This window comes from Streptomyces sp. L2, from assembly GCF_004124325.1.
Taxonomy (GTDB): Bacteria; Actinomycetota; Actinomycetes; order Streptomycetales; family Streptomycetaceae; genus Streptomyces.
In genome coordinates this window covers 4,932,128-4,954,950 of sequence record NZ_QBDT01000001.1, presented here as the reverse complement: position 1 = coordinate 4,954,950, position 22,823 = coordinate 4,932,128, and the positions used below count along the sequence as shown (strand labels likewise).

Genomic DNA, 22,823 nt, shown 5'->3' with positions numbered 1-22,823 from the left:
CCAAGTGATCGGCCGGCCCCTGTCCCACTTCATCGGAACGCGAGATTCATGACCGTCAACGACGATGTCCTGCTTGTCCACGGCGGAACCCCGCTGGAGGGCGAGATCCGTGTCCGCGGTGCGAAGAACCTCGTGCCGAAGGCCATGGTCGCCGCCCTGCTGGGCAGCGAGCCGAGCCGGCTGCGCAATGTTCCGGACATCCGTGACGTGCGTGTCGTGCGCGGCCTGCTGCAGTTGCACGGGGTGACGGTCCGTCCGGGCGAGGAGCCCGGCGAACTGGTGCTGGACCCGACGCACGTGGAGAGCGCGAACGTCGCTGACATCGATGCCCACGCCGGATCGAGCCGGATCCCGATCCTGTTCTGCGGCCCGCTGCTGCACCGGCTCGGCCACGCGTTCATCCCGGGCCTGGGCGGCTGCGACATCGGCGGCCGGCCCATCGACTTCCACTTCGACGTGCTGCGCCAGTTCGGCGCGACCATCGAGAAGCGCGCCGACGGCCAGTACCTGGAGGCGCCCCAGCGGCTGCGCGGTACGAAGATCCGGCTGCCGTACCCGTCGGTCGGCGCGACCGAGCAGGTGCTGCTGACGGCCGTACTCGCCGAGGGCGTCACCGAGTTGTCCAACGCGGCCGTGGAGCCGGAGATCGAGGACCTCATCTGCGTGCTGCAGAAGATGGGCGCGATCATCGCGATGGACACCGACCGCACCATCCGCATCACCGGTGTGGACAAGCTCGGCGGCTACACCCACCGCGCCCTCGCGGACCGCCTGGAGGCCGCCTCGTGGGCGTCCGCGGCGCTGGCGACCGAGGGCAACATCTACGTCCACGGCGCCCAGCAGCGCTCGATGATGACGTTCCTGAACACCTTCCGGAAGGTGGGCGGCGCCTTCGAGATCGACGACGAGGGCATCCGCTTCTGGCACCCCGGCGGCCAGCTGAAGTCCATCGCCCTGGAGACCGACGTCCACCCGGGCTTCCAGACCGACTGGCAGCAGCCCCTGGTGGTCGCCCTGACCCAGGCCACCGGCCTCTCCATCATCCACGAGACGGTCTACGAGTCCCGGCTCGGCTTCACCTCCGCGCTGAACCAGATGGGCGCCCACATCCAGCTGTACCGCGAGTGCCTGGGCGGCTCCGACTGCCGCTTCGGCCAGCGCAACTTCCTGCACTCGGCGGTCGTCTCCGGCCCCACCCGCCTCCAGGGCGCCGACCTGGTCATCCCCGACCTCCGCGGCGGCTTCTCCTACCTCATCGCCGCCCTCGCCGCCCAGGGCACCTCCCGCGTCCACGGCATCGACCTCATCAACCGGGGCTACGAGAACTTCATGGAGAAGCTCGTGGAACTGGGAGCAAAGGTAGAACTCCCGGGCAAGGCCCTCGGCTAGCCGCCGCCCACACGAATGGGCGGCCCCCCTGTGACAGGGGGGCCGCCCATTTCCACTTCGTCCAGTGAAGCGCCCCGAAAGGGGCGCGGGGAACTGCGCGACCAGCCACGACAGGCCGACAGCCACCCACGGCGCTGAAGCTCTGCGGCGCTTTGGTGAACCGGCGCCACAAAGCGGAGCGCTTACTTGCCCTTGGCCGCTTCCTTGAGCTTGGAGCCCGCCGAAACCTTGACGCTGTACCCGGCCGGGATGTTGATCGGCTCACCGGTCTGCGGGTTGCGCGCGGTACGAGCGGCACGGTGGGTGCGCTCGAAGGTCAGGAAGCCAGGGACGGTGACCTTCTCGTCGCCCTTGGAGACGACGTCGCCGACGACCTCGGCGAAAGCGGCCAGCACGGCGTCGGCGTCCTTGCGGGTCACCTCGGCACGGTCGGCCAGCGCGGCCACCAGCTCACTGCGGTTCATGTTGTTACTCCCGTGTTTTCTTGCCGTTGGGGTGTGCCACGCGGCGGAGCCGCATGTGAGGCACTGCGATGCCGATGCGCTCGCGCCCAGGGACGCATCCTGCCCCTACCTGCTGCGGGAAAGCCAATCCGGCACCCGTAGGAGTCGTGAGAGCACCCTGGGGAGTCACACGAATAGCGCTGCCCGGCCGTCACCCTAGAGTGCGCCCGGCATCCGGAGGTTCCGCGACGCGCCGGTGCGGCGTGCCGCCGTGGTGATCCTCACAGCATGGTGACGGCGCACGGGACACTGTTCACTCCCCCCGCGCGCCGCTGACGTCTACTGCTCGGCCGGGGCCGGCTTCGCGGCCTCGCGGACCGCGCCGGCCACCGCACCGGCCACCTTGTCGTTGAAGACGCTGGGGATGATGTAGTTCGGGTTCAGCTCGTCCTCGGTCACCACGTCCGCGAGGGCCTGCGCGGCGGCGAGCATCATCTCCGTGTTGACGGTGCGGGACTGCGCGTCCAGCAGACCGCGGAAGACACCCGGGAAGACCAGCACGTTGTTGATCTGGTTCGGGAAGTCGGAGCGGCCGGTGGCCACGACAGCCGCGGTCTGACGCGCGATCGCCGGGTCGACCTCGGGGTCGGGATTCGCGAGCGCGAACACGATCGCGCCGTCCGCCATGGCGGCCACGTCGTCGCCGTCGAGGACGTTCGGGGCGGAGACGCCGATGAAGACGTCGGCGCCGCGCACGGCCTCCTTCAGCGTGCCCGTCAGTCCCTCGGGGTTGGTGTTGTCGGCGATCCAGCGCAGCGGCGAGTCGGCGGAGGCGCCCACCAGGTCCTCGCGGCCGGCGTGCACGACGCCGTGGATGTCGGCGACGACCGCGTTCTTCACGCCCGCGGCGATGAGCAGCTTGAGGATGGCGGTGCCGGCCGCGCCGGCGCCGGACATGACCACGCGGATGTTCTCGATGGCCTTGCCCGTGACGCGCAGGGCGTTGGTGAGGGAGGCGAGGACGACGATCGCGGTGCCGTGCTGGTCGTCGTGGAAGACGGGGATGTCGAGGGCCTCGCGCAGCCGGGCCTCGATCTCGAAGCAGCGGGGTGCGGAGATGTCCTCCAGGTTGATGCCCGCGAACCCGGGGGCGATGGCCTTGACGATCTCGACGATGGCGTCGGAGTCCTGGGTGTCGAGGCAGATCGGCCAGGCGTCGATGCCGGCGAACCGCTTGAAGAGGGCCGCCTTGCCCTCCATGACCGGCAGGGCGGCCTTGGGGCCGATGTTGCCGAGGCCGAGCACGGCGGAGCCGTCCGTCACGACCGCAACGGAGTTGCGCTTGATGGTGAGGCGGCGGGCGTCCTCGGGGTTCTCGGCGATGGCCATGCAGACGCGGGCCACGCCGGGCGTGTAGACCATGGACAGGTCGTCACGGTTGCGGATGGGGTGTTTCGACGCCATCTCGATCTTGCCGCCGAGGTGCATCAGGAACGTACGGTCGGAGACCTTGCCGAGCGTGACGCCCTCGATGCCGCGGAGCTTCTCCACGATCTCCTCGGCGTGGGCCGTGGAGGTGGCCGCGATGGTCACGTCGATACGGAGCTTCTCGTGGCCGGAGGCGGTGACGTCGAGGCCGGTCACGGAGCCTCCGGAGGACTCCACGGCGTTGGTGAGCTGCGAGACGGCGGTTCCGCTCGCGGGCACCTCCAGCCGGACCGTCATCGAGTAGGAGACGCTGGGCGCCGTTGCCATGGCCGACTTCCTCTGCTTTCACCGTGTCGCGAGTTGTGCCGTCCGATCGTCGCACCTACCCCTGAGTACGTGGTAGTCGCCCTGGATTGCGGACGTTGTGTTCACGGGGGGCCACTGACGACGACGGCATTTTCGGAAAACGACTTCCACCATACGAGAAATGATCTGCCGAGGGGAAGGGGCGCCGTCGGGGCAAAGAAGGAGGCCCACGTCACATCCGTGACGTGGGCCTCCCACACGCTCATGACACCGACCCGCCATGCTCGCCTCGCGGCAAGTGGTCCCTCGAAGGGACGAAGGTTGGGCCCGGGGGCTTGGATCGGGCCGGTGCCACACCAAGGCTAACAAACAGATCCCACAAGGCCATTCCCCCACGACCCCTTCTTTACCGATCCGACCCAGCTGCGGGCAGTCGTGCCTCCCCCAGTGCCTTAAGGGCCTGGGGAGACCCCCAGGGCGGCACGGGTGGGCGGTGGGGGTCCCCCCGCTCGCGCGAAGCCGAGAGTGGGGGAGGCACCCGCCAAGCGCCGGCAAGCGACCCCACCCCCGGCCCGCACCCACCCCGCCCAGCAGCCCGGCTCCCCCGCGCGGCCGGCGCCCCCTCAGTCCCGCAGCAGATCCGGCACCCCGCCCGCATCCGGCTCGTCCCGCTCCCCCGACACCACCGTCAACTGCTGAGTCGCCCGCGTCAACGCGACGTACAGCACCCGCAGCCCCGCAGGCGACTCGTCGGCGATCTCCGCCGGCGACACGACGACCGTCGCGTCGTACTCCAGACCCTTCGCCTCCAGACTGCCCAGCGCGACCACCCGGTCCCCCAGCCCCGCCAGCCACCGCCGCGCCTCGCCCCGCCGGCTCATGGCGACGACGACGCCGACCGTGCCGTCGACCAGCCCCAGCAGCCGCTCGGCCTCCGCCCGCACGGTGTCGGCCAGCGATTCCCCGGCCACCTCGAACCGCGGCTGGACACCGGTGGACCGTACGGCGGAAGGCGACTCGGAGCCGGGCATGGCGAGGGCGAGCACCTTGGCGGCCAGCTCGGCGATCTCCGCGGGGTTGCGGTAGTTGACGGTGAGCCGGAACCGGCGCCGGGGCCGGCTGCCGAGGGCCTCGTCACGGGCCTCGGCGGCCTCGTCCGGGTCGGACCAGGAGGACTGGGCCGGGTCCCCGACGACCGTCCACGTGACGTGCCGGCCCCGCCGGCCGACCATGCGCCACTGCATCGGCGTCAGGTCCTGTGCCTCGTCCACGATGACGTGCGCGTACTCCACGCGCTCCTGCGCCAGCCGCTCCGCCCGTTCCCACTGCGTCTCCTCGCGCACCGGCATCAGCTCCTCAAGGCCGGTGAGCTGGTCCAGCGGGTCCAGCTCGCGCTTCTTGCGGGGCCGGGCCGGGGCGCCGAGCACGGCGTGGAGCTCGTCGAGCAGGGCGATGTCGTGCACGGAGTACCCGTCCCGCTTCAGGGACCGGGCCACCTTGCGGACCTCGCCAGGGTTGAGCACCCGGCGGGCCCAGCGGCCCAGCCGCCGTTCGTCGGCCATGGCGGCGAGGACGCCCTTCGGGGTCAGCTCGGGCCACCAGGCGTCGAGGAACGCGACGAAGGGGTCCTCGGAGGTGATGTCCTCGTCGAAGGAGGACCGCAGCTCGGCCGCCAGCTCCGGGTCGGTGTGGCGGGCGCCGGCGCCGGACTTCTCCCACAGGGCGTCCAGGAGCAGCTTGCGGGCGCGCGGGCGCAGCAGGTTGACGGGCGCGGTGCCGCCGAGGGCGGTGCGGCGGATCCGCTCCAGTTCCTCCCCCTCCAGCTCCAGTCGGCGCCCGAAGGCGACCACCCGGAGCCGGTCCGGCGAATCGTTCAGCTCCAGTGCTCCGCGCGCGGCCTTGCGCAGCACGCGCAGCATCCGCGCGGAGCCCTTGGCGCGGGCCGCGGACGGGGAGTCGTACAGCGTGGCCTCGGCGCCGACGGCGTCCACGGCGAGCGAGCCGATCGCGCGGATGGCGACCTGCCCCTCCTCGCCGAGGGAGGGCAGCACGCCCTCGGTGTAGGCCACCAGCAGCGGGGTGGGCGAGACGATCAGGATGCCGCCCGCGTAGCGTCTGCGGTCCTGGTAGAGCAGGTAGGCGGCGCGGTGCAGGGCGACGGCGGTCTTGCCGGTGCCCGGGCCGCCCTCGACGTACGTCACGGAGGCGGCGGGGGCGCGGATCACCAGGTCCTGCTCGGCCTGGATGGAGGCCACGATGTCCCGCATGGTGTGGCCGCGGGCCTGGCCGAGCGCGGCCATCAGTGCCCCGTCGCCGATGACGGGCAGCTCGCGGCCGTCGAGCCGGGCCGTCAGCTCGGGGCGCATCAGGTCGTCCTCGACGCCGAGCACCCGGCGCCCCTTGGAGCGGATGACCCGGCGTCGTACGACCCGTCCGGGATCGACCGGGGTGGAGCGGTAGAAGGGCGCGGCGGCCGGGGCGCGCCAGTCGATGACCAGCGGCGCGTACTCGGCGTCGAGCACGCCGATACGGCCGATGTGCAGGGTCTCGGCGATGTCGGCGGTGTTGTCGTCGCGGACCGCGCCCTCGGCGGGCTCGACGGCGGTGTACGCCCCGTCGGGCCCCTTCTTGCCGTCCTTGCCGAGCAGCAGGTCGATCCGGCCGAAGAGGAAGTCCTCGAACTCGTTGTTGAGCCGGTTGAGGTGGATACCGGCCCGGAAGACCTGCGCGTCCCGCTCGGCGAGCGCGCCGGGCGTGCCGACCTGGCCGCGCTGGGCGGCGTCGTTCATCAGGAACTCGGCCTCGTGGATCTTCTCCTCGAGCCGCCGGTACACCCGGTCCAGGTGTTCCTGCTCGACACGGATCTCCCGGTCGCGCACGGAGTCGCGCGCGTCGGGCGCCTCGTGGGCGTCATGCGCCTCGTGGGCATCACGCGCCCCGTGGTCGTCGCGCACCGATCCGACCGCGGACTGCTGAACCTGAGCGGCCACCGGGCCCCCTTCTGACGTGCTGGGCAGCCGTCAACCGTACGCGAAGGAGACCCGGCAAAGCTACGGCGGCTACGCCTGCACCTGCACGAGCTTCTTGCCGTCGAACGTGGAAACCTCGAAGTGGTCGATCTCGTTCGGCTTGAAGGCCGCGGCCCCGCCGATGTAGAGCGGCTTCTTCGCCTCCTCCGTCTTGGCGTTCGGCACGCCGTAGCCCCAGTTCGGGACGGACCAGGAGGACATGGTCACCCGCTCGCCGTTCTTGGCGACGAGGATCAGGGAGCACTTCAGGGGGCCCTTGACGTTCTTGAGCTCCAGGACGGCCTGGGTGCCCCAGTCCTTCTGCTCCATGCCGACGGTGGCGCTGACGTGGCTCGTCGGGTCGGTGGCCGACTTCTTCTCGGGCATCGCCTGGAAGGTGGTCTGCGCCGGGGTGAGCGCCTGCCGACTCGTACCGCCGTCGGAACCGCCGGTCGCCGCGAGGATCGCCAGGGGGCTGCCGACGATCAGCACGGCCGCCGCCGCGATCATGTACATACTGCGGCGGCGCTTGCGGGCCCGCTGGTCACCGACCTCGACGACCAGCTTCTCCGCCAGCCGCGGGCTGGGCCGGGCCGACAGCGACTCGCCGATCGAGGGGGTGCTGCCCGAGCCGGGCAGGTCGGCGAGCGCGGCGAGCATCGGTTCCATGCCGGCCAGTTCGTCGAGCTGCTGGGCGCACCATTCGCAGCCGGCGAGGTGCGCCTCGAAAGCGGTTGCCTCGGCGTCATCGAGAATCCCGAGGGCGTACGCGCCGACGGTCTCGTGCTCGTTGGGCAGGGATGATCCCTCGCTGCTCGGGCTCACCGGTCCCATCGGTCCCATGGGTCCAGACATACCCGGACCACCCGTGCTGAATCCGCTGTGTCCCCCGTATCCGCTCATCACGCCGTCACCCCCCGCTCCTCCAGTGCCAGCTTCATCGACCGAAGGGCGTAGAACACCCGGGAGCGGACCGTGCCGCTCGGGATGCCCAGCGTCTCGGCCGCCTCATTGACGGTACGTCCCTTGAAGTACGTCTCGACGAGCACCTCCCGGTGGGCCGGGGTCAGGTCGTCGAGCGCGTCCGACAGCGTCATCAGCCACAGCGCCTTGTCGATCTCGTCCTCCGCGGGGATGACCTCCAGCGGCGACGGATCGACCTCCTGCGGCCGGGCCTGCCGGCTGCGGTGGCCGTCGATGACGATGCGGCGCGCGACCGTCACCAGCCAGGGGCGTACCGATCCGGTCGCCCGGTTGAGCTGACCGGCGTTCTTCCAGGCACGGATGAGCGTTTCCTGTACGACGTCCTCGGCGCGCTGCCGGTCTCCGGCGACCAGCCTGAGGACGTACGCGAGCAGAGGTCCGGCGTGCTCGCGGTACAGGGCACGCATCAGCTCCTCATCGGGTTCCGAGGGCTGTGAGGACATGCGATGTCGGGCCCTCGATCCACGTTCATTGGCCACGGCCGCATCCTTGCGCACGCCCACCTCCGGTGTCCGGGGGTTCCCCCAGTCGGTCGCTCGCCCACCCGTACGGACGGAAGCGGGGAGATGTTCAACGTGAGGGGACGGTTTTCTGTGGGCTGACGTGACGAGCGGGACATGGGGTCACATTCCCACCGTATGGTTTTCACATTTCCGACACACTGCCAAGGCGGCCGGGAGGTGGACCGAGCTGCCCGCGCCGGACCGGGAGCAAACCTGGTGTTACGGAAATCACGCGGGACGGCGGCCCCCCGCCGCCTTGGGCGGTTCCGTATCATTCCCGGCGCTTACGGCATGTACCGGACCTCAGGGCGCGGACGAGGGCCGCCACCCTGCGCCGGCGTACGCGACCTCAGGCGCGGGCGAAGGCCGCCGCACAACACCGGCGTACGCGACCTCAGGCGCGGGCGAGGGCCGCCGCCCGGCGCCGGTGCCGGGCGACCCGCTCCCGGTTCCCGCAGACCTCGCTGGAGCACCAGCGCCGGCGGCGCCCGCGGGAGGTGTCCAGATACACGAGGGAGCAGTTGTCCCCCTCGCATTCGCGTACGGCCGCCCGGGCCACGGGATCGGTCAGCAGTTCTACGGCGTCCCGGGCGACGACCGCGAGCAGCGCGGCGCACTCGGGCGGGCCGGCCAGCTCCCGCACGAGGGTCCCGTCCTGGGCACGGGCGGCGCGGGGGGCGGGGGGCGCGGGTCTGGCGAGTTCGTTGAGCCGGCGGAGCGCGAGGTCGTACGACACCGGGTCGGGGGAAAGCACGGGGAGATGCGCGGGGGAAAGCACGAGGGAAGGCGCGATGGATTGCGCCGGGGAAAGCGCGTTCCGCCGCACCAACCGCCCCACGCACCCCCGCAGTTCCCGGAATCGGTCCGGCCAGGAGGCGTCGGCGTGCGCCAGCAGGGTCCCGGGCGGCACGAGCCCGGCGCCGGCGATCCAGCCGCACAGCGGCTCGACGGCATGCAGCCGTTCGTTCGGGTGCGCGGTCGCGAGGAGGTCGAGGCAGATCCGACCGGCGTCGAACCGCGGCTCGTGAGGGGGCGTGGCCGTACCCAGTGCCATGTGCCTGTCACCGCCTAGGCAGGGGAAGCGTTCCGTCGCTCCTCTTCACAGTGCCCGCCCCGGGGGCCGCCCGGAACCCCCCGTACCGCGTGCCCTACTCCTTCTTCACTCCTTCTTCGGCGCCGGCCCCTGACCGTGCCCGGAGCCCGGCGCCCCCTCGCTCTTCACCGTGTCCTTGGCCTTCTTCTCCAGGTCGACGTCCAGCTTCTTGAACTCGCGCACCACCGTGTCCGCCATCCCAGCGAGCGAGTCGAGCTGCTTGGAGATGTCGCCGCGGCCGTCCTTCCAGTTGGACTCGAAGTCGTCGAGGGCGTCGTTGACCGTCCCCTCGGCGATGTCGTCCGCGTAGGACTCGAAGAGGTTCTTGGTGTGGTTGAGCCGGCTCTTGATCGACCGGATCTGCTTGCCGTAGCCCTCCAGCTCGCTGAGCGGAAGCGCGAGATCAGGCTTGCCCTTGCCCACGAGTGACTCCCCCGTCTCCCGGTCTCGTACCCTGGCGGCACCGTACATCAGTACGCACGAGTGACCGAGACCGAAGGAACGGGGACGACCGACACCATGGCCCGCTACACGGAACCCCTCACCGTCGAGCGCGGCGGCTTCCGGATCAAGGTGCCGGAGTCGTGGTGGGAGTTCGACATCCGCCCGGAGTCGCGGAACGACGCCATCCACCGCATGGTGCGCGAGCGGATCGAGCAGCACCCGGAACTGGCGCCGTACCGCGAGACGTTCACCGCCTTCTTGCGGAAGTCGGCGGCGGACGCGTGGAAGTCGGGCGCGATGTACTGCGGTTGCATGGCGGAGAGCTTCGGCGGCGACACGACGGTCACCGGGTCGGTCACCGTCTCCCTGGTGGGCGGCCGCACCCGCGAGGGCGCACCCCTCTCCACCGACCCGGCCGCCATCGCCGCCCAACTCGCGGTGAAGGAGGCCCGCGACGAGGGCGATTCCTGGCGCAAGGTGACCACGGTCGACATCCCCGGCGTCGGCCCGGCAGCCCGCACGTACGGCATCGAGGACATCCCGGTCCCCGACGACGCCCTCAACCGCACGATCCGCGCCGTCCTGATGCAGACGTACATCCCCGTGCCCGGTCAGGAGGGCAAGGTCGCGCTGGTGTCCGGCAGCAGCCAGGTGCTGGACCTCGCCGACGCGTTCTTCGACATCTTCGACGCGGTGACGTCGACGTTCCGCTTCACGTCCTGACCGCCCTCTCCTCCTCCGGGTCCCGCCGCAGGCGTACGCCCCCTCGCCCGACCGGGGGAGGCGACTCGTTCACGGAGCCGACGTCAGCGGGCACTTGACGCTCGTAGCTTCGATGCGACGCCGCGGTCGGCCGACCGCGGACGACACGAGGCCCCGTCACCGGAGGCGGCCTCACAAGGTCCGATCGGAGCCCCCCCCATGAAGCGGAAGCTCGGAATCGTGCTCACGGCGTGCGCCCTGGCCGCCGGCACGCAGGTCGTCCTCACGGCGCAGCCGTCCTCCGCCGCCGTAGGCCACATGATCAGGAACCACGCGACGGGCAAGTGCCTCCAGGGCACGGACAACGGCACCACGTACGCCCACGCGGTCAAGATGGTGCCCTGCAACCGCTCCAACAGCTCCATCTGGTGGGGCGCGAGCGCCGGCAGGATCGAGATGGTGCGCAACGGCAGCTACAACAGCCAGATCTGCCTCAGCATCCCGAAGAGCCCGAAGGGTGACTTCGCGCACGACGTCGACACGGCGGTCTGCGGGAACACCGCCTACAACCAGGTGTTCTCCTTCGGCGTGGCGTCCAACTACCCCATCGGCTCCCCCGAGCCGTGCTACGTGGGCCACTACTCCTCGGGCGACACATGGGCCTCCTGCTACGTGAACAGCGGAAGCAACACCCGCTGGGACTGGATCTCCTGACTCCCTGGCCCCTGTTCGGCCGCCGCCGGAGACTCCCCCTCTCCGGCGGCGGAGGTCTCCGGCGCCGGGTCGAACTTCCCGCCGAACGCGCGTTCCAGGTAGGTTCGCGTGTGCACAGAGGCTGTTGAGGGGCTGCACACGCGACGGGGGTTGCAGGCAGATGGCGGGACACAGGCCGGCGGACTGGCATCCACTGGACTTGGACAAGGACCCCACACCGGGTGACCCGCAACGGGTCCGCACGCTCGCCAAGCAGCTCCACGACTTCGCCGACGACGTCTCGGACGCGCTGCGCATGGTCCACGCGATGGCCGGCGACGACACGATGCTGCAGTGGGCGGGCAAGTCGGCGGCAGTCTTCAAGGACCAGTTCAAGGACGTACCGAAGAACCTGAAGAAGCTGAAGAAGTCGTACGAGATGTGCGGGGACGCCCTCGCCGACTTCTGGCCCAAACTGGAGCGCGCCCAGCATCTGGCGGACAAGGCCCTGACCAAGGCCAAGGAGGCCCAGTCCGACCTGTCCTCGGCCAAGTCCCGTCTGTCCTCGGCGGACTCGTGGGTCACCCGGGCCACCAAGGAGGCGGACAAGTACAAGGACGACCCGACGGGCAGCAAGTCGGACGCCGACAAGCCGGACGAGTCCAAGGTCCGGACCGCCACGAAGGACGTCCAGCACGCCAAGTCGGCGCACACCAAGGCCCAGACGGACGTCACCCACGCCCAGAACGCCCTGGCCGCGGCGAAGAAGATGGCCGCCGACGCCCGCAAGATGCGCGACGACGCGGCGGGCGAGGCCAAACGCAAGATCGACGACGCCTCCGACGCCGGCATCCAGAACCGTCACTGGTGGCAGGACGTCGGCCACTGGATCGAGGACCACTGGGACACGATCGTCGCGGTCTGCAAAGTCGTCGTCACGGTCGTCGGCATCGTCGCCATGATCATCGGCGGCCCCATCCTCGGCGCGATCGTCCTGGTCGCCGCCCTCGTCGTCCTCGCCGACACCCTCAACAAATACAGAAAAGGCCAAGCCTCCCTCTGGGACGTCGCCTTCGCCGCGATGGACTGCATACCGGGCGGCAAGGGGATCACCTCGGTGGGGAAGCTCGCCAAGGGCATGAAGGCCCTCGGCAAGGGCGGCCTCAAGGCCATGGCGAAGAACCTGGGCAGGAAGGGACTGCGCAAGGAGGCCGACGAGGCGCTGGCCAAGAGCAAGCCGGGCAAGGGCCGCTGCCTGAACGGCGACCCCATCGACATGGTGTCCGGCGAGATGCTCATGGCCGAGACCGACGTGGAACTGCCCGGGCTACTGCCCTTGGCGTTGCGTCGCACCCACGTGTCCTCCTACGGCGCGGGCCGCGCCTTCGGGCCTTCCTGGGCATCCACTCTCGACGAACGCCTGGAGCTGGACGAAGAGGGTGCTGCCTTCGCCACCGAAGACGGAATGATCCTCTTCTATCCGGTGCCGAAGCCGGGCGCTTCAGTTCTGCCGCAGGAAGGCCCGCGCTGGCCACTGGACTGGGACGGGACCCCCGGCGCACCGCTGCGCATCACCGATCCGCTCACCGGGATCACCCGCCACTTCTCTCCCCCGAGGCAGGCCGCCGCGGTCGACGAGGCGTTCACACTCCCTCTGGCCGCGCTGACCGACCGCAACGGCTACCGGATCGACTTCGACCGCGACTCCCGCGGACTCCCCACCGCTGTACGCGATTCCGGCGGCCGGCACATCCACGTGGACACCGACGGAGAGCATGTCACCGCCCTGCGCCTGAGCAACCCGGAAGACGGGCCCGAGGGCACGATGCTGAGGCGCTTCGGATACAGCCCCGCGGGCGACCTGACCGAGATCTATAACTCCAGTGGTCTGCCGCTGAAACTGACCTACGACGACCGTGGTCGCATCACGTCCTGGACCGACCGCAACGGCTACTGGTACCGCTTCACCTACGACGCTCTGGACCGCTGCGTGCGCGGCGAGGGTGCCGACGGCACACTCTCGTGCACGATCGAGTACGACACCGAGAACCGGGAGACGCGGTACACGGACGCGCTCGGCCACACGACGACGTACCGCCACAACGAGCTGTACCAACTCGTGAGCGTGACCGATCCACTCGGCCACACCGAGCACTCCGAATGGGATCGTGTCGACCGGCTTGTGTCTCGGACAGACCGGCTGGGACGCACGACCCGGTACCTGTATGACGAGCTGGGCGCGCCGACAGCCGTCGTCCGGCCAGACGGCACAGAAGAATGCGCCCGGAACAACGCTTTCGGCCAACCGACGTCCGTCACCCAGGCCGACGGCCATGTCTGGCGCATGGAATACGACGCCCGCGGAAACCTGATCGCCGAAACGGATCCCACAGGCGCCCAAGTCGCCTACCAGTACGAGAACAACGGCGCGCTTGCCGCAGTGATCGACGCCGCCGGCCGTACCGCCGTTCTGGAAGCCGACGCGGCGGGACTGACCACTGCGTTCTCCGACGCCGAAGGCAACACCACCCGATACGCACGCGACGCATTCGGCAGGATCACCGAACGGATCGGACCAGACGGTGCCGTCACCCGCCTGAGCTGGACACCGGAGGGCCGACCCGTTCGGCGGATACTCCTTGGCGGAAGCGCGGAACGACGCGTATACGACGGCGAGGGGAACCTCGTTGAACATACGGACGTAGAAGGGCGGACAACCCGCTTCGAGTACAGCGGCTTCGACACTCCCGTTTCTCGCACGGATCCCGACGGCTCACGCCTGGAGTTCGTCTACGACAGCCAGTTGCGGGTTGCCTCGGTCATCAACCAGCGAGGCGACACGTGGAACTACTTCTACGACGCCGCAGGGCGGCTGATCCGAGAGCAGGACTTCAACGGTCGTGGGCAGAGCTATCGCTTCGACGCCGCCGGTCGGCTCGTGGGGCAGACCAATGGTGCAGGCGAGTCGATCGATTACGTCCGTAACCACCTCGGCAAGATCACGCAGCTAGGCACACTTGAAGGCGTCACACATTACGAGTACGACGCCATTGGCCAAGTGCGCCGGGTGGTCAATGCCGGGACAGAGCTCGTCTACGAACGGGACGCCCGAGGCCGAGTGCTCGCGGAGAACTGCAATGGCGCCGTTGTCCGATCGGAGTACGACGTGCTCGGTCGCCGCATCCGGCGGCTCACCCCCTCACATGCCGAAAGCATGTGGGAGTACGACGGATGCGACCGTCCTGTGCTGCTGCGAACAGCCGGGCGGACTGTCACATTCGCATATGACGATGCAGGACGGGAAACCGAGCGCCACGTCGGCGGTGTCGCTCTGCATCAGGTGTGGGACACCGCCGGCAGGCTGAGCTCCCAGACACTGACTTCAAGCGGGCCGAGCACTGGAATCGACGCGATGGACGGAGCGCGGCTCATTCAGCAGCGCGCCTACCGCTATCGACCCGACGGGACCCTCGCGTCCATCGGTGACCGCCTCAGCGGCGACCGCCTCGTCCGCTGTGATGACTCGGGGCGTGTCACCGGCGTAGAGGCGGCGACATGGTCGGAGCGCTACGCGTATGACGCGGCCGGCGACATCACCGAAGGTGAGTGGCGGAGTGCGACGCCTGCTCACCCCGCGCCCGATGACACGCCTTTGCGCAGAATGGGCGATGTTTCCTACGAATACGACGCCCAGGGCCGCGCGGTCGTCCGGCGGAAGAAGCGTTTGTCCCGCAAACCCGACACGTGGCGTTACCGCTGGGACAGCCAGGACCGCCTGGTCGGAGTGACCACGCCGGACGGCACCCAATGGGTGTACGAGTATGACCCGTTCGGCCGTCGCATCGCCAAACGGCGCCTCGCCGCGGACGGGGTGACCGTAGTCGAGGAGGTGACCTTTGTCTGGGACGGCTTCGTGCTGGCCGAGCAGGTCACGACGGTGGACGGGGAGGTACCCACCTGCACGGTGTGGGACTGGGAGCAGGACCGCTTCAGCCCCGTCACGCAGGTGGAACGGACCCCGTCGCCCGACTCCCCCCAGGAGTGGGTGGACGACAGGTTCTACTCCATCGTCACCGACCTGGTGGGTTCGCCCAGCGAACTTGTCGACGAGACAGGTGGACTCGCCTGGCAGGCCCGGACCACGGTCTGGGGTGCGCCAGTCACGGACCACATACCGAATGGGCCACAGTGCCCGTGGGGCCTCCCGGGGCAATACCGCGACCGGGAATCCGCCCTCAGTTACAACTACCACCGCCACTACGACCCGGAAACCGGGCAATATGTCTCCTTGGACCCGCTTGGGCTGGCCCCTGGACCGAACCCGCGCTCTTATGTGCCCAACCCCTTCACGGCTGTCGATCCGTTCGGACTGGCACCCTCGTGCGAGGACGCGGCTCGGGACGCCGCTCGGCAACGGGCAGACGTGGAGCAGCAGCGTCCAGGAGCCAGCAAGAAGACCAGGCCCACCAGCACAGCAGGCCTGTCGGTGCCGGGACATGGCACGTTCGACGGTGCGAGCATCAAAGGGGGCGCGGGTCACAATCTGCACCCGGACGTGCAGGCTGCATATGATCGTGTCCCAGAAGCCATCAAGGAAAGCGTCGGAGGAGCCCACTCGAAGTGCGGTGAGGCCGAAGCACTGTCGGATGCCATGAGGGCGGGAGCGGATCCAAGGGGTGGAGTGATGGCAGCGGTCAATGTTCGCGCGCCCGGTAACCCCATGCACGGCACGCCCAAACCACCATGTGCATCCTGTCAGCACGTCCTTGATCAACTGGGTGTTCGGGCGGTGGTGTGATGAGTACTGATGAACGGCAACGTTGGTCCTCGCGGACCGGTGAGGTGCTGCGCGCGGCCGGGTGGCGGCCCGGTCGTTCGGTACCGACGGAGACCTGGGAGTACGTCCTGCGAGAGCGCGGCGGGTTCGTGCCGCACCCAGCTGCTCTGCGCTTCCTCGCCGAGTTCGGCGGTCTGGTGACCTACGGCTGGCCCGCCGATCAGGTCACAACCCGGGCAGCCATCAGGTTCGATCCCCTCCCGGCGGAGTGGATGCAAGAGACGTTCGCGGTGATGAGCCGGTGCGCCGGGGCACCGCTGTATCCGGTGGGTACGGCCGATGAGGAACGCAGCTTTCTGGGCATCGCCGAGAGCGGCGCACTGTTCCTGGTCCACGAGAGTGTCGAACTACTGGCCGATGAAACCGATCAGGCGCTCGACCGACTTGTGTCGTCTCAGGGAACTGCCTCGCTCACCTGCCCCGAAGTTGTGAATACGCACGCCTTCTGGAGCCGACTCGGTGCCACCGGGGGTGAAGTAGGCTCCGGACACCGCTGGCCCATGGAGACAGACCGCGTGTTGCGGGCGGCCGGCTGGTACCCCGGTAGGTCGGTGCCCACCGGGACGTGGGAGACCGTTCTCCGCCAAACCGGCGAGTACGAGATGCACAGCGCCGCCCGTACGTTCCTGGCGGAGTTCGGCTACCTCGGGATCCCCTTCCGCGCTCCGGCGGGCACAATGCCCTGGATCGAGTTCCGGCTGGATCCGCTCATGGCGATGTGGGACGCCGAGATTATCGATGATCTCGGTGAGCAGGCAGGAGCAGATCTCTACCCCCTCGGCATGGTCGACCGCAGGAACAATTACCTGGCCATGACGGAGGATGGGGCAGTCTATAGCGGAATGGATTCGGCCACCCTTTTCGCCCCCACACCCGACGAAGCCATGGCCAAACTAACCAGGCCGATCCGACGGGCCTAATGCGGCGAAATTTAAACGTGCATGTGTCGGGGCCAACCGCGAGGCCCTTGATCCCTGAGCTTCCGTGAACCAATCCCCCGCGCAGGCCCCGACTCACTCCTCGAACCACGGTCACCAATCGAAGGCCGTCTTTCCCGTCAACGCCGCCGCACCCCTCCCCCCTTCCGGCATCGCTCCAGGTTCCACACCCAGGGGGCTGAGGACATGGAGGATGCCCGGGGGTGCGGCGGTACGGAGTAATGGCCCTCACCCTTGCCTTGGCCCCAGCACCCCTCACCCCCACCCAACCCCCCGAGTGAGACCGAAGTTCCCTCCCGGTGACTCGACGCCTCCCCGTGCCGAAACCCGGTGTTCCTACCTTCACAAGCTCAGTCACTCGCTGTCGGACCCGGGACCAGCACCGGCACCGGCATTCGGAGCACCGTGGAGGCGTCATGACCGGCCCTACCCCAATCCCCGCGCCAACCCCAAATCCGTCCGCACCCCCGCCCCCTCGTACCGGCTGGCGCTGGATCGAGCGCTGGGACCCGGAGGACGAGGTCTTCTGGAGGGAGACCGGGGAGCGGACGGCTCGGCGGAATCTGTGGTTGTCGGTGTTCTCCGAGCACATCGGGTTCTCGGTGTGGGCCCTGTGGTCGGTGCTGGTGCTGTTCATGGGCCCCGAGTACGGGCTCACCCCGGCGGACAAGTTCCTGCTCACCTCGGTGGTCACACTGGTCGGTGCCGTGGTCCGGGTGCCGTACACCTTCGCGGTTGCCCTGTTCGGCGGGCGGAACTGGACGATCGTCTCGGCCAGTCTGCTGCTCGTGCCGACCGTGGCGGCGTTCGTCGTCATGGAGCCGGGGACGTCCTTCTCGACCTTCCTCCTCGTCGGGCTCCTCGCCGGCATCGGCGGCGGCAACTTCGCCTCCAGCATGACCAACATCAACGCGTTCTTCCCGCTGCGGAAGAAGGGGTGGGCGCTCGGGCTCAACGCCGGCGGCGGGAACGCCGGCGTCCCCGTCATCCAGCTCGTCGCGCTCGCGATCATCGGTTACGGCGGCGGCCCGCGCGTACTCCTCGGGATCTACATCCCCCTGATCGTCCTGGCCGCCGTCCTCGCCGCCCTCTACATGGACAACCTGGCGTCCCTCCAGAACGACACCGGCGCCGCGAAGGACGCCGCCAGGGACGGACACACCTGGATCATGTCCTTCCTCTACGTCGGCACGTTCGGCTCGTTCATCGGCTACAGCTTCGCGTTCGGCCAGGTCCTGACGAACCAGTTCGGCCGTACGCCCCTCCAGGCCGCCTACCTCGCCTTCCTCGGCCCGCTGCTCGGCTCCCTCGTCCGCCCCCTCGGCGGCCACCTCGCCGACCGGTACGGCGGCGCCCTCATCACCCTCTGGAACTATGTCGGCATGGCTGCCGCCACCGCGTTCCTCCTGGTGGTCAGCATGCGCAGGTCGCTGCCGCTCTTCGTGTCCGTCTTCGTCGTCCTGTTCGTGCTGAGCGGGGTCGGGAACGGATCGACGTACAAGATGATCCCCGGGATCTTCCACGCCAAGGCCCTGTCGAAGGGCCTGCGCGGAGAGGAAGCGGCTGCCGACGGGCGGCGGCTGGCCGGCGCCGCCATGGGCCTCATCGGCGCTGTCGGCGCGCTCGGCGGAGTCGGGATCAACCTGGCCTTCCGGCAGTCCTTCCTGTCGTACGGCTCCGGCACCGGCGCCTTCGTCGCGTTCCTCGTCTTCTACGGCGCCTGCTTCGCGGTCACCTGGGCCGTATACGTTCGCCGACCGGTGGCGCCGGCCCCGGACAATCTCGCTGCAGAGGAAAACCCGCAGCTCAGCTATGCCAAGGTGTGACGTAACACCGGCGACATCAAGCCGAACCGAGCCTGTCACGCGGCGTTGACAGGCTCGTTCGGCATGCGGGTGGTGAGCTAGGAGAACCATGGACGACGAACAGCAACACGCAGGACAGCGACGGCCCAAGTCCGGGGGGCAGCCGCACGGGCCCCTCGCGGGATTCACCGTCGGGGTGACCGCCGCGCGCCGGGCCGAGGAGCTGGGGGCGCTGCTCCAGCGGCGCGGTGCCTCGGTCGTGTACGCGCCCGCCCTGCGCATCGTGCCGCTCGCCGACGACGCCGAACTCCTCGCCGCCACCAAGGAGATCATCGATCACGCCCCGGACGTCGTGGTCGCCACGACCGCCATCGGGTTCCGGGGGTGGGTGGAGGCCGCGGAGGGATGGGGCCTGGGCGAGGCACTCCTCGGGCGGATGCGGGGGGTCGAGCTGCTGGCCCGTGGGCCGAAGGTGAAAGGTGCCGTACGGGCCGCGGGGCTGACGGAAGAGTGGTCGCCGGAGAGCGAGTCGCTCGCGGAGGTGCTGGACCGGCTGCTGGCGGAGGGTGTCGACGGCCGCCGGATCGCCGTACAGCTGCACGGGGAGCTGATGCCGGGCTTCCTGGAGACTCTGCGGGACGGGGGCGCGGAGGTCGTGCCGGTGCCGGTGTACCGGTGGATGCCGCCGGAGGACATCGGCCCCCTGGACCGCCTCCTCGACGCTGCGGTGTCACGCGGCCTGGACGCCATCACCTTCACCAGCGCGCCCGCGGCGGCGTCCCTCTTGTCGCGTGCCGAGGAACGGGGACTGCTCGACGACCTGCTCGCCGCCCTCGGCCCCGACGTGCTGCCCGCGTGCGTCGGCTCGGTCACCGCGCTGCCGTTGCGGGAGCGCGGGGTGGAGACCGTTCAGCCGGAACGGTTCCGGCTCGGCCCGCTGGTGCAGTTGCTGTGCACCGAACTGCCGGGCCGGTCACCGGCGTTGTCCCTGTCCGGACATCGGGTGGAGATCCGCGGACACGCGGTGCTGGTGGACGGTGACCTGAAGCCCGTGCCGCCGGCCGGCATGGCGTTGCTGCGGGCTCTCGCGCGGCGCCCCGGGTGGGTGGTCGGCCGCCCCGAGCTGTTGCGCGCGCTGCCGGGCGCGGGCCGGGACGAGCACGCCGTGGAGACGGCGATGGCCCGGCTGCGTACGGCCTTGGGGGCCCCGAAGTTGATCCAGACGGTGGTCAAACGGGGGTACCGGCTGGCGCTGGATCCGGTGGCGGAGGCGGACGGGCGGCCGGCGAGCGACTGACCCCTCGTTCGGCTTCAGTCAGCGGTGGCTCAGCACGTTGACCACGCGCCCGTTCGGGTCCCGGACGAAGAACCGCCGTACGCCCCACTCCTCGTCCCTCAAGGGGTGCACGATCTCGGCGCCGCTCTCGCGCACCGCCGCGTAGACCGCGTCCACGTCGTCCACCTCGACGCTCATGTCGGGTACGACGGGCGCCGTCTCGTCCTGGCTCATGAAGGTCACCTGGGCGGTGGGGTTGGCTGGAGAGGCGAGCGTCATGACCCAGCCGAGGTTCATGACCTCCTCGAAGCCCAGGAGGCCGTAGAAGTCCCGGCTCTCCTCCATGGCCTCCGAGCGGATGTCGGGCATGACCCGGCGAATCGACATCGAGCCTCCTGCTGAGCTGTGCTTTCAGGTGGGGGTACGAGTGTCCCTGGTCCGGCCCACCTCGAACCAGAGCAATTTGCCCGCGCCGCGTTCCAGCCGGCCCTCGCTGAGCGGCCAGCCTCCCCAGGTGTCGGCGCACTGCTGGACGAGGTGCAGTCCGCGACCTCGTTCGGAGTCCGAGGGGGTGGTGGATACGTGGTCCCAGGGCGGCTCACCGAAGGGGGCGGGGACGCGGGGATGGCTGTCCCAGACGCCGACCCGCAACCGGCCGTCGGTGAGCGCGGTCAGGCGGAGGGAGGCGGGGCCGTTGGTGTGCCGGTACGCGTTCGTCACCAGCTCCGACGTCAACAGCTCGACAGTGTCGAGGATTTCCTCCCTCCCATGACTGCTCAGCGCCGCCCGTACGGTCATACGTGCGACACGTGCCGCGCGCGGGTCGTGAGGCAGACGGAGGGCGTACACCCAGGTGTCGGGCAGGGATACGGTGCCCATGGAAACCTCCGGGGAGAGAAGGGATGCGCTTCGCTCAACTGGTCCGACGTGCGGTGGCTTTGCCTGTGGAGATGCTCTTCCGGCTGATGAGCGGGGGAAGTTGAGCGATGACCTGTACGCTAGCGCGATACAGAGATACTTCTCAGTAGATACAGGGAAATTCATCATCGGATTAGCTCGTGTGAGGTACCCGGGCGTCTGCTCGCGGTCGGAGAGGAGTCGGGTTGCCACCCGTCGGCACGCCTAGCCTGCGTCAACGGCGCCTGGGGGCTGAACTGCGGAAGCTGCGCGAGCGCGCGGGTCTTACGGCGACCGCGGCAGCCGCACGGCTCGGCGTCAACCAAGGGCGTGTGAGCATGATCGAGACGGGACGAAGCCCCGTCAGCGCCGAACGCGTCCGCTCGCTCGCACTTGCCTACGATTGCGCTGACGCCGACCTCGTGGACGCTCTTGCCGCGATGGCCGGGAGCCAGACACACGGCTGGTGGGACACCTACCGTGACTATCTCCCCGTGGGGCTCATCGACCTCGCCGAGTTGGAGTACAACGCCTCAGCGCTGCGGGTCGCCCTTGTCGTTCACATCCCCGCCCTGCTCCAGACCACCGATCACGCCCGAGCTCTGTTCAGGGAGTCGGTACCCGCACTGCGGCCGTACGAGATCGAGCACCGGATCAGCCACCGGATCAAGCGGCAGGAAGTCCTCCATCGCGATGATCCGCCCCCTTACTCGGCGGTCATCCACGAGTGTGCCCTGCATATGGGTTACGGCGGTCCAGCCACGGTTAGGGCGCAACTCCACCACCTCCTGGACATGAGCGAGTTGAGCCATGTGACGATGAGGGTCATCCCCTTCGGAAAGGGTTCGTTCCCCGGCACCGGGCAGTCCATCGACTACCTCGTAGGACCAGTTCCGCAGCTCGACACCGTCCAGTTGGACGCTCACCACGGCTGCGAGTTCCTGGACGCCGAGGCGCAGTTGGAGAAGTACCGACTCGTCCTGGATCGCATGGAGGAGAACGCACTCAAACCCGCAGAGTCCCGAGACCTGATCAACCGCATCGCGCAGAGCGTCTGAGAGGTAGCCGTGTCCGAACACCAGTGGAGGAAGTCCTCCTACAGCCCTGACGCTTCCAACTGTGTCGAGGTCGCCACCACCCCCACCACGATCCACATCCGCGACTCCAAGTGCCCGGCCCACCCCCACCTCACACTCCCCCCAGCCACCTGGGCCGCCTTCCTCAGCTCCCTCTCCCCTGAGCCGGTGGAGTGAGGCGTCCTCTTCGACACCGCCGGCTGCTACGGCCCGGAGACGAGCGAAACACTCCTCACCGAAATGCTCCATCCGTACCCCCGGAGTCCGAGGTCGCGGAACTCACCGAGAGCCGGTGACCGGCCCCCGCCACCATCTACGCTGCGAGGATGATCAAGCCGATTGAACTCGTCATCTTCGACTGTGACGGCGTCCTGGTCGACAGCGAACGCATCGCCGCCCGGGTCCAGGTGGCCCTGGGCGCGCAGCTCGGCTGGCCGCTGACCGAGGCGGAGGTCGTCGAGCGGTTCATCGGACGCTCGCACGCCGCGATCCGGGAGCAGATAGCGGCCCGGCTCGGTGAGGAGACCGCCGGGGTGTGGGCGGAGCGGTTCGAGCAGCTGCACCGGGAGGCCGTGGACGCGGACCTCGCCCCTGTCGAGGGGCTCCCGGAGGCGCTCGCCTCGATCACCCTGTCGACGTGCGTGGCCTCCAGCGGCTCGCACGAGAAGATGCGGCACACCCTGGGCCGTACCGGCCTCTACGACCACTTCGCCGGCCGCATCTACAGCTCCACCGAAGTCGCCCACGGCAAACCCGCACCCGACCTGTTCCTGCACGCGGCCCGGCAGATGGGCGTGGACCCCGCCGCCTGCGTGGTGGTCGAGGACAGCGAGCCCGGCGTACGGGCGGCCCGCGCGGCCGGCATGCGAGCCCTCGGCTACGCGGGCGGGCTGACACCGGCCGCCCGCCTCGAAGGCCCCGGCACGAGGGTCTTCGACGACATGCGCAAGCTGCCGGTGCTCCTCGGCGAGCTGGTCGGATAGGAATTCCGGTTGGCTCGG

Annotated in this window: 19 protein-coding genes; 10 read left to right on the top strand and 9 right to left on the bottom strand. The window is 69.2% G+C overall.

Annotated features, from left to right (window positions below; all coding sequences use genetic code 11):
- The first annotated feature begins 48 nt into the window (after window positions 1-48).
- Window positions 49-1,389 carry a UDP-N-acetylglucosamine 1-carboxyvinyltransferase gene (gene murA, locus DBP14_RS22095; protein ID WP_129308881.1) on the top strand — a complete coding sequence of 447 codons (1,341 nt, stop codon included), beginning with the start codon at window positions 49-51 and terminating at the stop codon, window positions 1,387-1,389.
- Between the two features lie 182 nt (window positions 1,390-1,571).
- On the opposite strand, the gene DBP14_RS22090 is transcribed toward murA, so the two are convergent.
- The 7 genes from DBP14_RS22090 to DBP14_RS22055 all read right to left on the bottom strand — a co-directional run bounded on the left by DBP14_RS22090 (window position 1,572) and on the right by DBP14_RS22055 (window position 9,577).
- Window positions 1,572-1,853 (bottom strand): HU family DNA-binding protein, encoded by a 282-nt coding sequence (locus DBP14_RS22090; RefSeq protein WP_129308880.1) that lies wholly within the window; start codon window positions 1,851-1,853, stop codon window positions 1,572-1,574.
- A 318-nt stretch (window positions 1,854-2,171) separates the two neighbouring features.
- On the bottom strand, window positions 2,172-3,587 hold the full coding sequence (locus DBP14_RS22085) for an NAD-dependent malic enzyme (RefSeq protein WP_129308879.1): 1,416 nt from the start codon (window positions 3,585-3,587) through the stop codon (window positions 2,172-2,174).
- A 602-nt stretch (window positions 3,588-4,189) separates the two neighbouring features.
- The gene (locus tag DBP14_RS22080) at window positions 4,190-6,445 is read right to left on the bottom strand and encodes a UvrD-helicase domain-containing protein (RefSeq protein ID WP_129308878.1); all 2,256 of its coding nucleotides are present in this window, start codon (window positions 6,443-6,445) and stop codon (window positions 4,190-4,192) included.
- A gap of 180 nt (window positions 6,446-6,625) precedes the next feature.
- A complete protein-coding gene (locus tag DBP14_RS22070; RefSeq protein WP_277752723.1) occupies window positions 6,626-7,429 on the bottom strand; it encodes a zf-HC2 domain-containing protein in 804 nt (267 codons plus the stop codon).
- Window positions 7,430-7,476: 47 nt separating this feature from the next.
- A complete protein-coding gene (locus tag DBP14_RS22065) occupies window positions 7,477-8,061 on the bottom strand; it encodes a sigma-70 family RNA polymerase sigma factor (RefSeq protein ID WP_030167252.1) in 585 nt (194 codons plus the stop codon).
- A gap of 394 nt (window positions 8,062-8,455) precedes the next feature.
- Window positions 8,456-9,115, bottom strand: a complete 660-nt coding sequence (locus DBP14_RS22060; RefSeq protein ID WP_129308876.1) for a CGNR zinc finger domain-containing protein — start codon at window positions 9,113-9,115, stop codon at window positions 8,456-8,458.
- A gap of 105 nt (window positions 9,116-9,220) precedes the next feature.
- Window positions 9,221-9,577, bottom strand: coding sequence for a hypothetical protein (locus DBP14_RS22055; protein WP_206739320.1), 357 nt, complete (start codon window positions 9,575-9,577; stop codon window positions 9,221-9,223).
- Between the two features lie 96 nt (window positions 9,578-9,673).
- Between DBP14_RS22055 and DBP14_RS22050 the strand changes: the two genes are divergently transcribed.
- From DBP14_RS22050 to DBP14_RS22025, 6 genes are all read left to right on the top strand, one after another.
- Window positions 9,674-10,321, top strand: coding sequence for a hypothetical protein (locus tag DBP14_RS22050; protein ID WP_129312016.1), 648 nt, complete (start codon window positions 9,674-9,676; stop codon window positions 10,319-10,321).
- 198 nt (window positions 10,322-10,519) lie between these two features.
- Complete coding sequence (locus DBP14_RS22045; RefSeq protein ID WP_129308874.1) at window positions 10,520-11,014, top strand: ricin-type beta-trefoil lectin domain protein; 495 nt, start codon at window positions 10,520-10,522, stop codon at window positions 11,012-11,014.
- Window positions 11,015-11,213: 199 nt separating this feature from the next.
- On the top strand, window positions 11,214-15,791 hold the full coding sequence (locus tag DBP14_RS22040) for a DUF6531 domain-containing protein (RefSeq protein WP_129308873.1): 4,578 nt from the start codon (window positions 11,214-11,216) through the stop codon (window positions 15,789-15,791).
- The gene (locus DBP14_RS22035) at window positions 15,791-16,750 is read left to right on the top strand and encodes an SUKH-3 domain-containing protein (RefSeq protein WP_129308872.1); all 960 of its coding nucleotides are present in this window, start codon (window positions 15,791-15,793) and stop codon (window positions 16,748-16,750) included. Before DBP14_RS22040 ends, DBP14_RS22035 begins: the two co-directional genes overlap by 1 nt.
- Window positions 16,751-17,184: 434 nt before the next feature.
- Window positions 17,185-18,594 (top strand): nitrate/nitrite transporter, encoded by a 1,410-nt coding sequence (locus DBP14_RS22030; protein WP_129308871.1) that lies wholly within the window; start codon window positions 17,185-17,187, stop codon window positions 18,592-18,594.
- An 88-nt stretch (window positions 18,595-18,682) separates the two neighbouring features.
- Window positions 18,683-19,870 (top strand): uroporphyrinogen-III synthase, encoded by a 1,188-nt coding sequence (locus DBP14_RS22025; RefSeq protein ID WP_129308870.1) that lies wholly within the window; start codon window positions 18,683-18,685, stop codon window positions 19,868-19,870.
- Between the two features lie 18 nt (window positions 19,871-19,888).
- On the opposite strand, the gene DBP14_RS22020 is transcribed toward DBP14_RS22025, so the two are convergent.
- A complete protein-coding gene (locus tag DBP14_RS22020) occupies window positions 19,889-20,236 on the bottom strand; it encodes a VOC family protein (protein ID WP_129308869.1) in 348 nt (115 codons plus the stop codon).
- 24 nt (window positions 20,237-20,260) lie between these two features.
- On the bottom strand, window positions 20,261-20,728 hold the full coding sequence (locus DBP14_RS22015; RefSeq protein WP_129308868.1) for an ATP-binding protein: 468 nt from the start codon (window positions 20,726-20,728) through the stop codon (window positions 20,261-20,263).
- Between the two features lie 224 nt (window positions 20,729-20,952).
- Between DBP14_RS22015 and DBP14_RS22010 the strand changes: the two genes are divergently transcribed.
- The 3 genes from DBP14_RS22010 to DBP14_RS22000 all read left to right on the top strand — a co-directional run bounded on the left by DBP14_RS22010 (window position 20,953) and on the right by DBP14_RS22000 (window position 22,805).
- Entirely contained in the window at window positions 20,953-21,804 is an 852-nt protein-coding gene (locus DBP14_RS22010; protein ID WP_129308867.1) for a DUF5753 domain-containing protein, read from the top strand.
- A gap of 9 nt (window positions 21,805-21,813) precedes the next feature.
- Window positions 21,814-21,999: a DUF397 domain-containing protein gene (locus DBP14_RS22005; protein ID WP_129308866.1), complete on the top strand. Its 186-nt coding sequence runs from the start codon at window positions 21,814-21,816 to the stop codon at window positions 21,997-21,999.
- A 149-nt stretch (window positions 22,000-22,148) separates the two neighbouring features.
- Entirely contained in the window at window positions 22,149-22,805 is a 657-nt protein-coding gene (locus DBP14_RS22000) for an HAD family hydrolase (protein WP_129308865.1), read from the top strand.
- Window positions 22,806-22,823 lie beyond the last annotated feature (18 nt).

Coding starts and splice junctions, on each gene's coding strand:
- DBP14_RS22025 (WP_129308870.1), top strand. CDS start 18,683: ATGGACGACGAACAGCAACACGCAGGACAGCGACGGCCCAAGTCCGGG.
- DBP14_RS22000 (WP_129308865.1), top strand. CDS start 22,149: ATGATCAAGCCGATTGAACTCGTCATCTTCGACTGTGACGGCGTCCTG.
- DBP14_RS22085 (WP_129308879.1), bottom strand. CDS start 3,587: ATGGCAACGGCGCCCAGCGTCTCCTACTCGATGACGGTCCGGCTGGAG.
- DBP14_RS22060 (WP_129308876.1), bottom strand. CDS start 9,115: ATGGCACTGGGTACGGCCACGCCCCCTCACGAGCCGCGGTTCGACGCC.
- DBP14_RS22035 (WP_129308872.1), top strand. CDS start 15,791: ATGAGTACTGATGAACGGCAACGTTGGTCCTCGCGGACCGGTGAGGTG.
- DBP14_RS22020 (WP_129308869.1), bottom strand. CDS start 20,236: ATGTCGATTCGCCGGGTCATGCCCGACATCCGCTCGGAGGCCATGGAG.
- DBP14_RS22070 (WP_277752723.1), bottom strand. CDS start 7,429: ATGTCTGGACCCATGGGACCGATGGGACCGGTGAGCCCGAGCAGCGAG.
- DBP14_RS22045 (WP_129308874.1), top strand. CDS start 10,520: ATGAAGCGGAAGCTCGGAATCGTGCTCACGGCGTGCGCCCTGGCCGCC.
- DBP14_RS22050 (WP_129312016.1), top strand. CDS start 9,674: ATGGCCCGCTACACGGAACCCCTCACCGTCGAGCGCGGCGGCTTCCGG.
- DBP14_RS22030 (WP_129308871.1), top strand. CDS start 17,185: ATGACCGGCCCTACCCCAATCCCCGCGCCAACCCCAAATCCGTCCGCA.
- DBP14_RS22015 (WP_129308868.1), bottom strand. CDS start 20,728: ATGGGCACCGTATCCCTGCCCGACACCTGGGTGTACGCCCTCCGTCTG.
- murA (WP_129308881.1), top strand. CDS start 49: ATGACCGTCAACGACGATGTCCTGCTTGTCCACGGCGGAACCCCGCTG.
- DBP14_RS22090 (WP_129308880.1), bottom strand. CDS start 1,853: ATGAACCGCAGTGAGCTGGTGGCCGCGCTGGCCGACCGTGCCGAGGTG.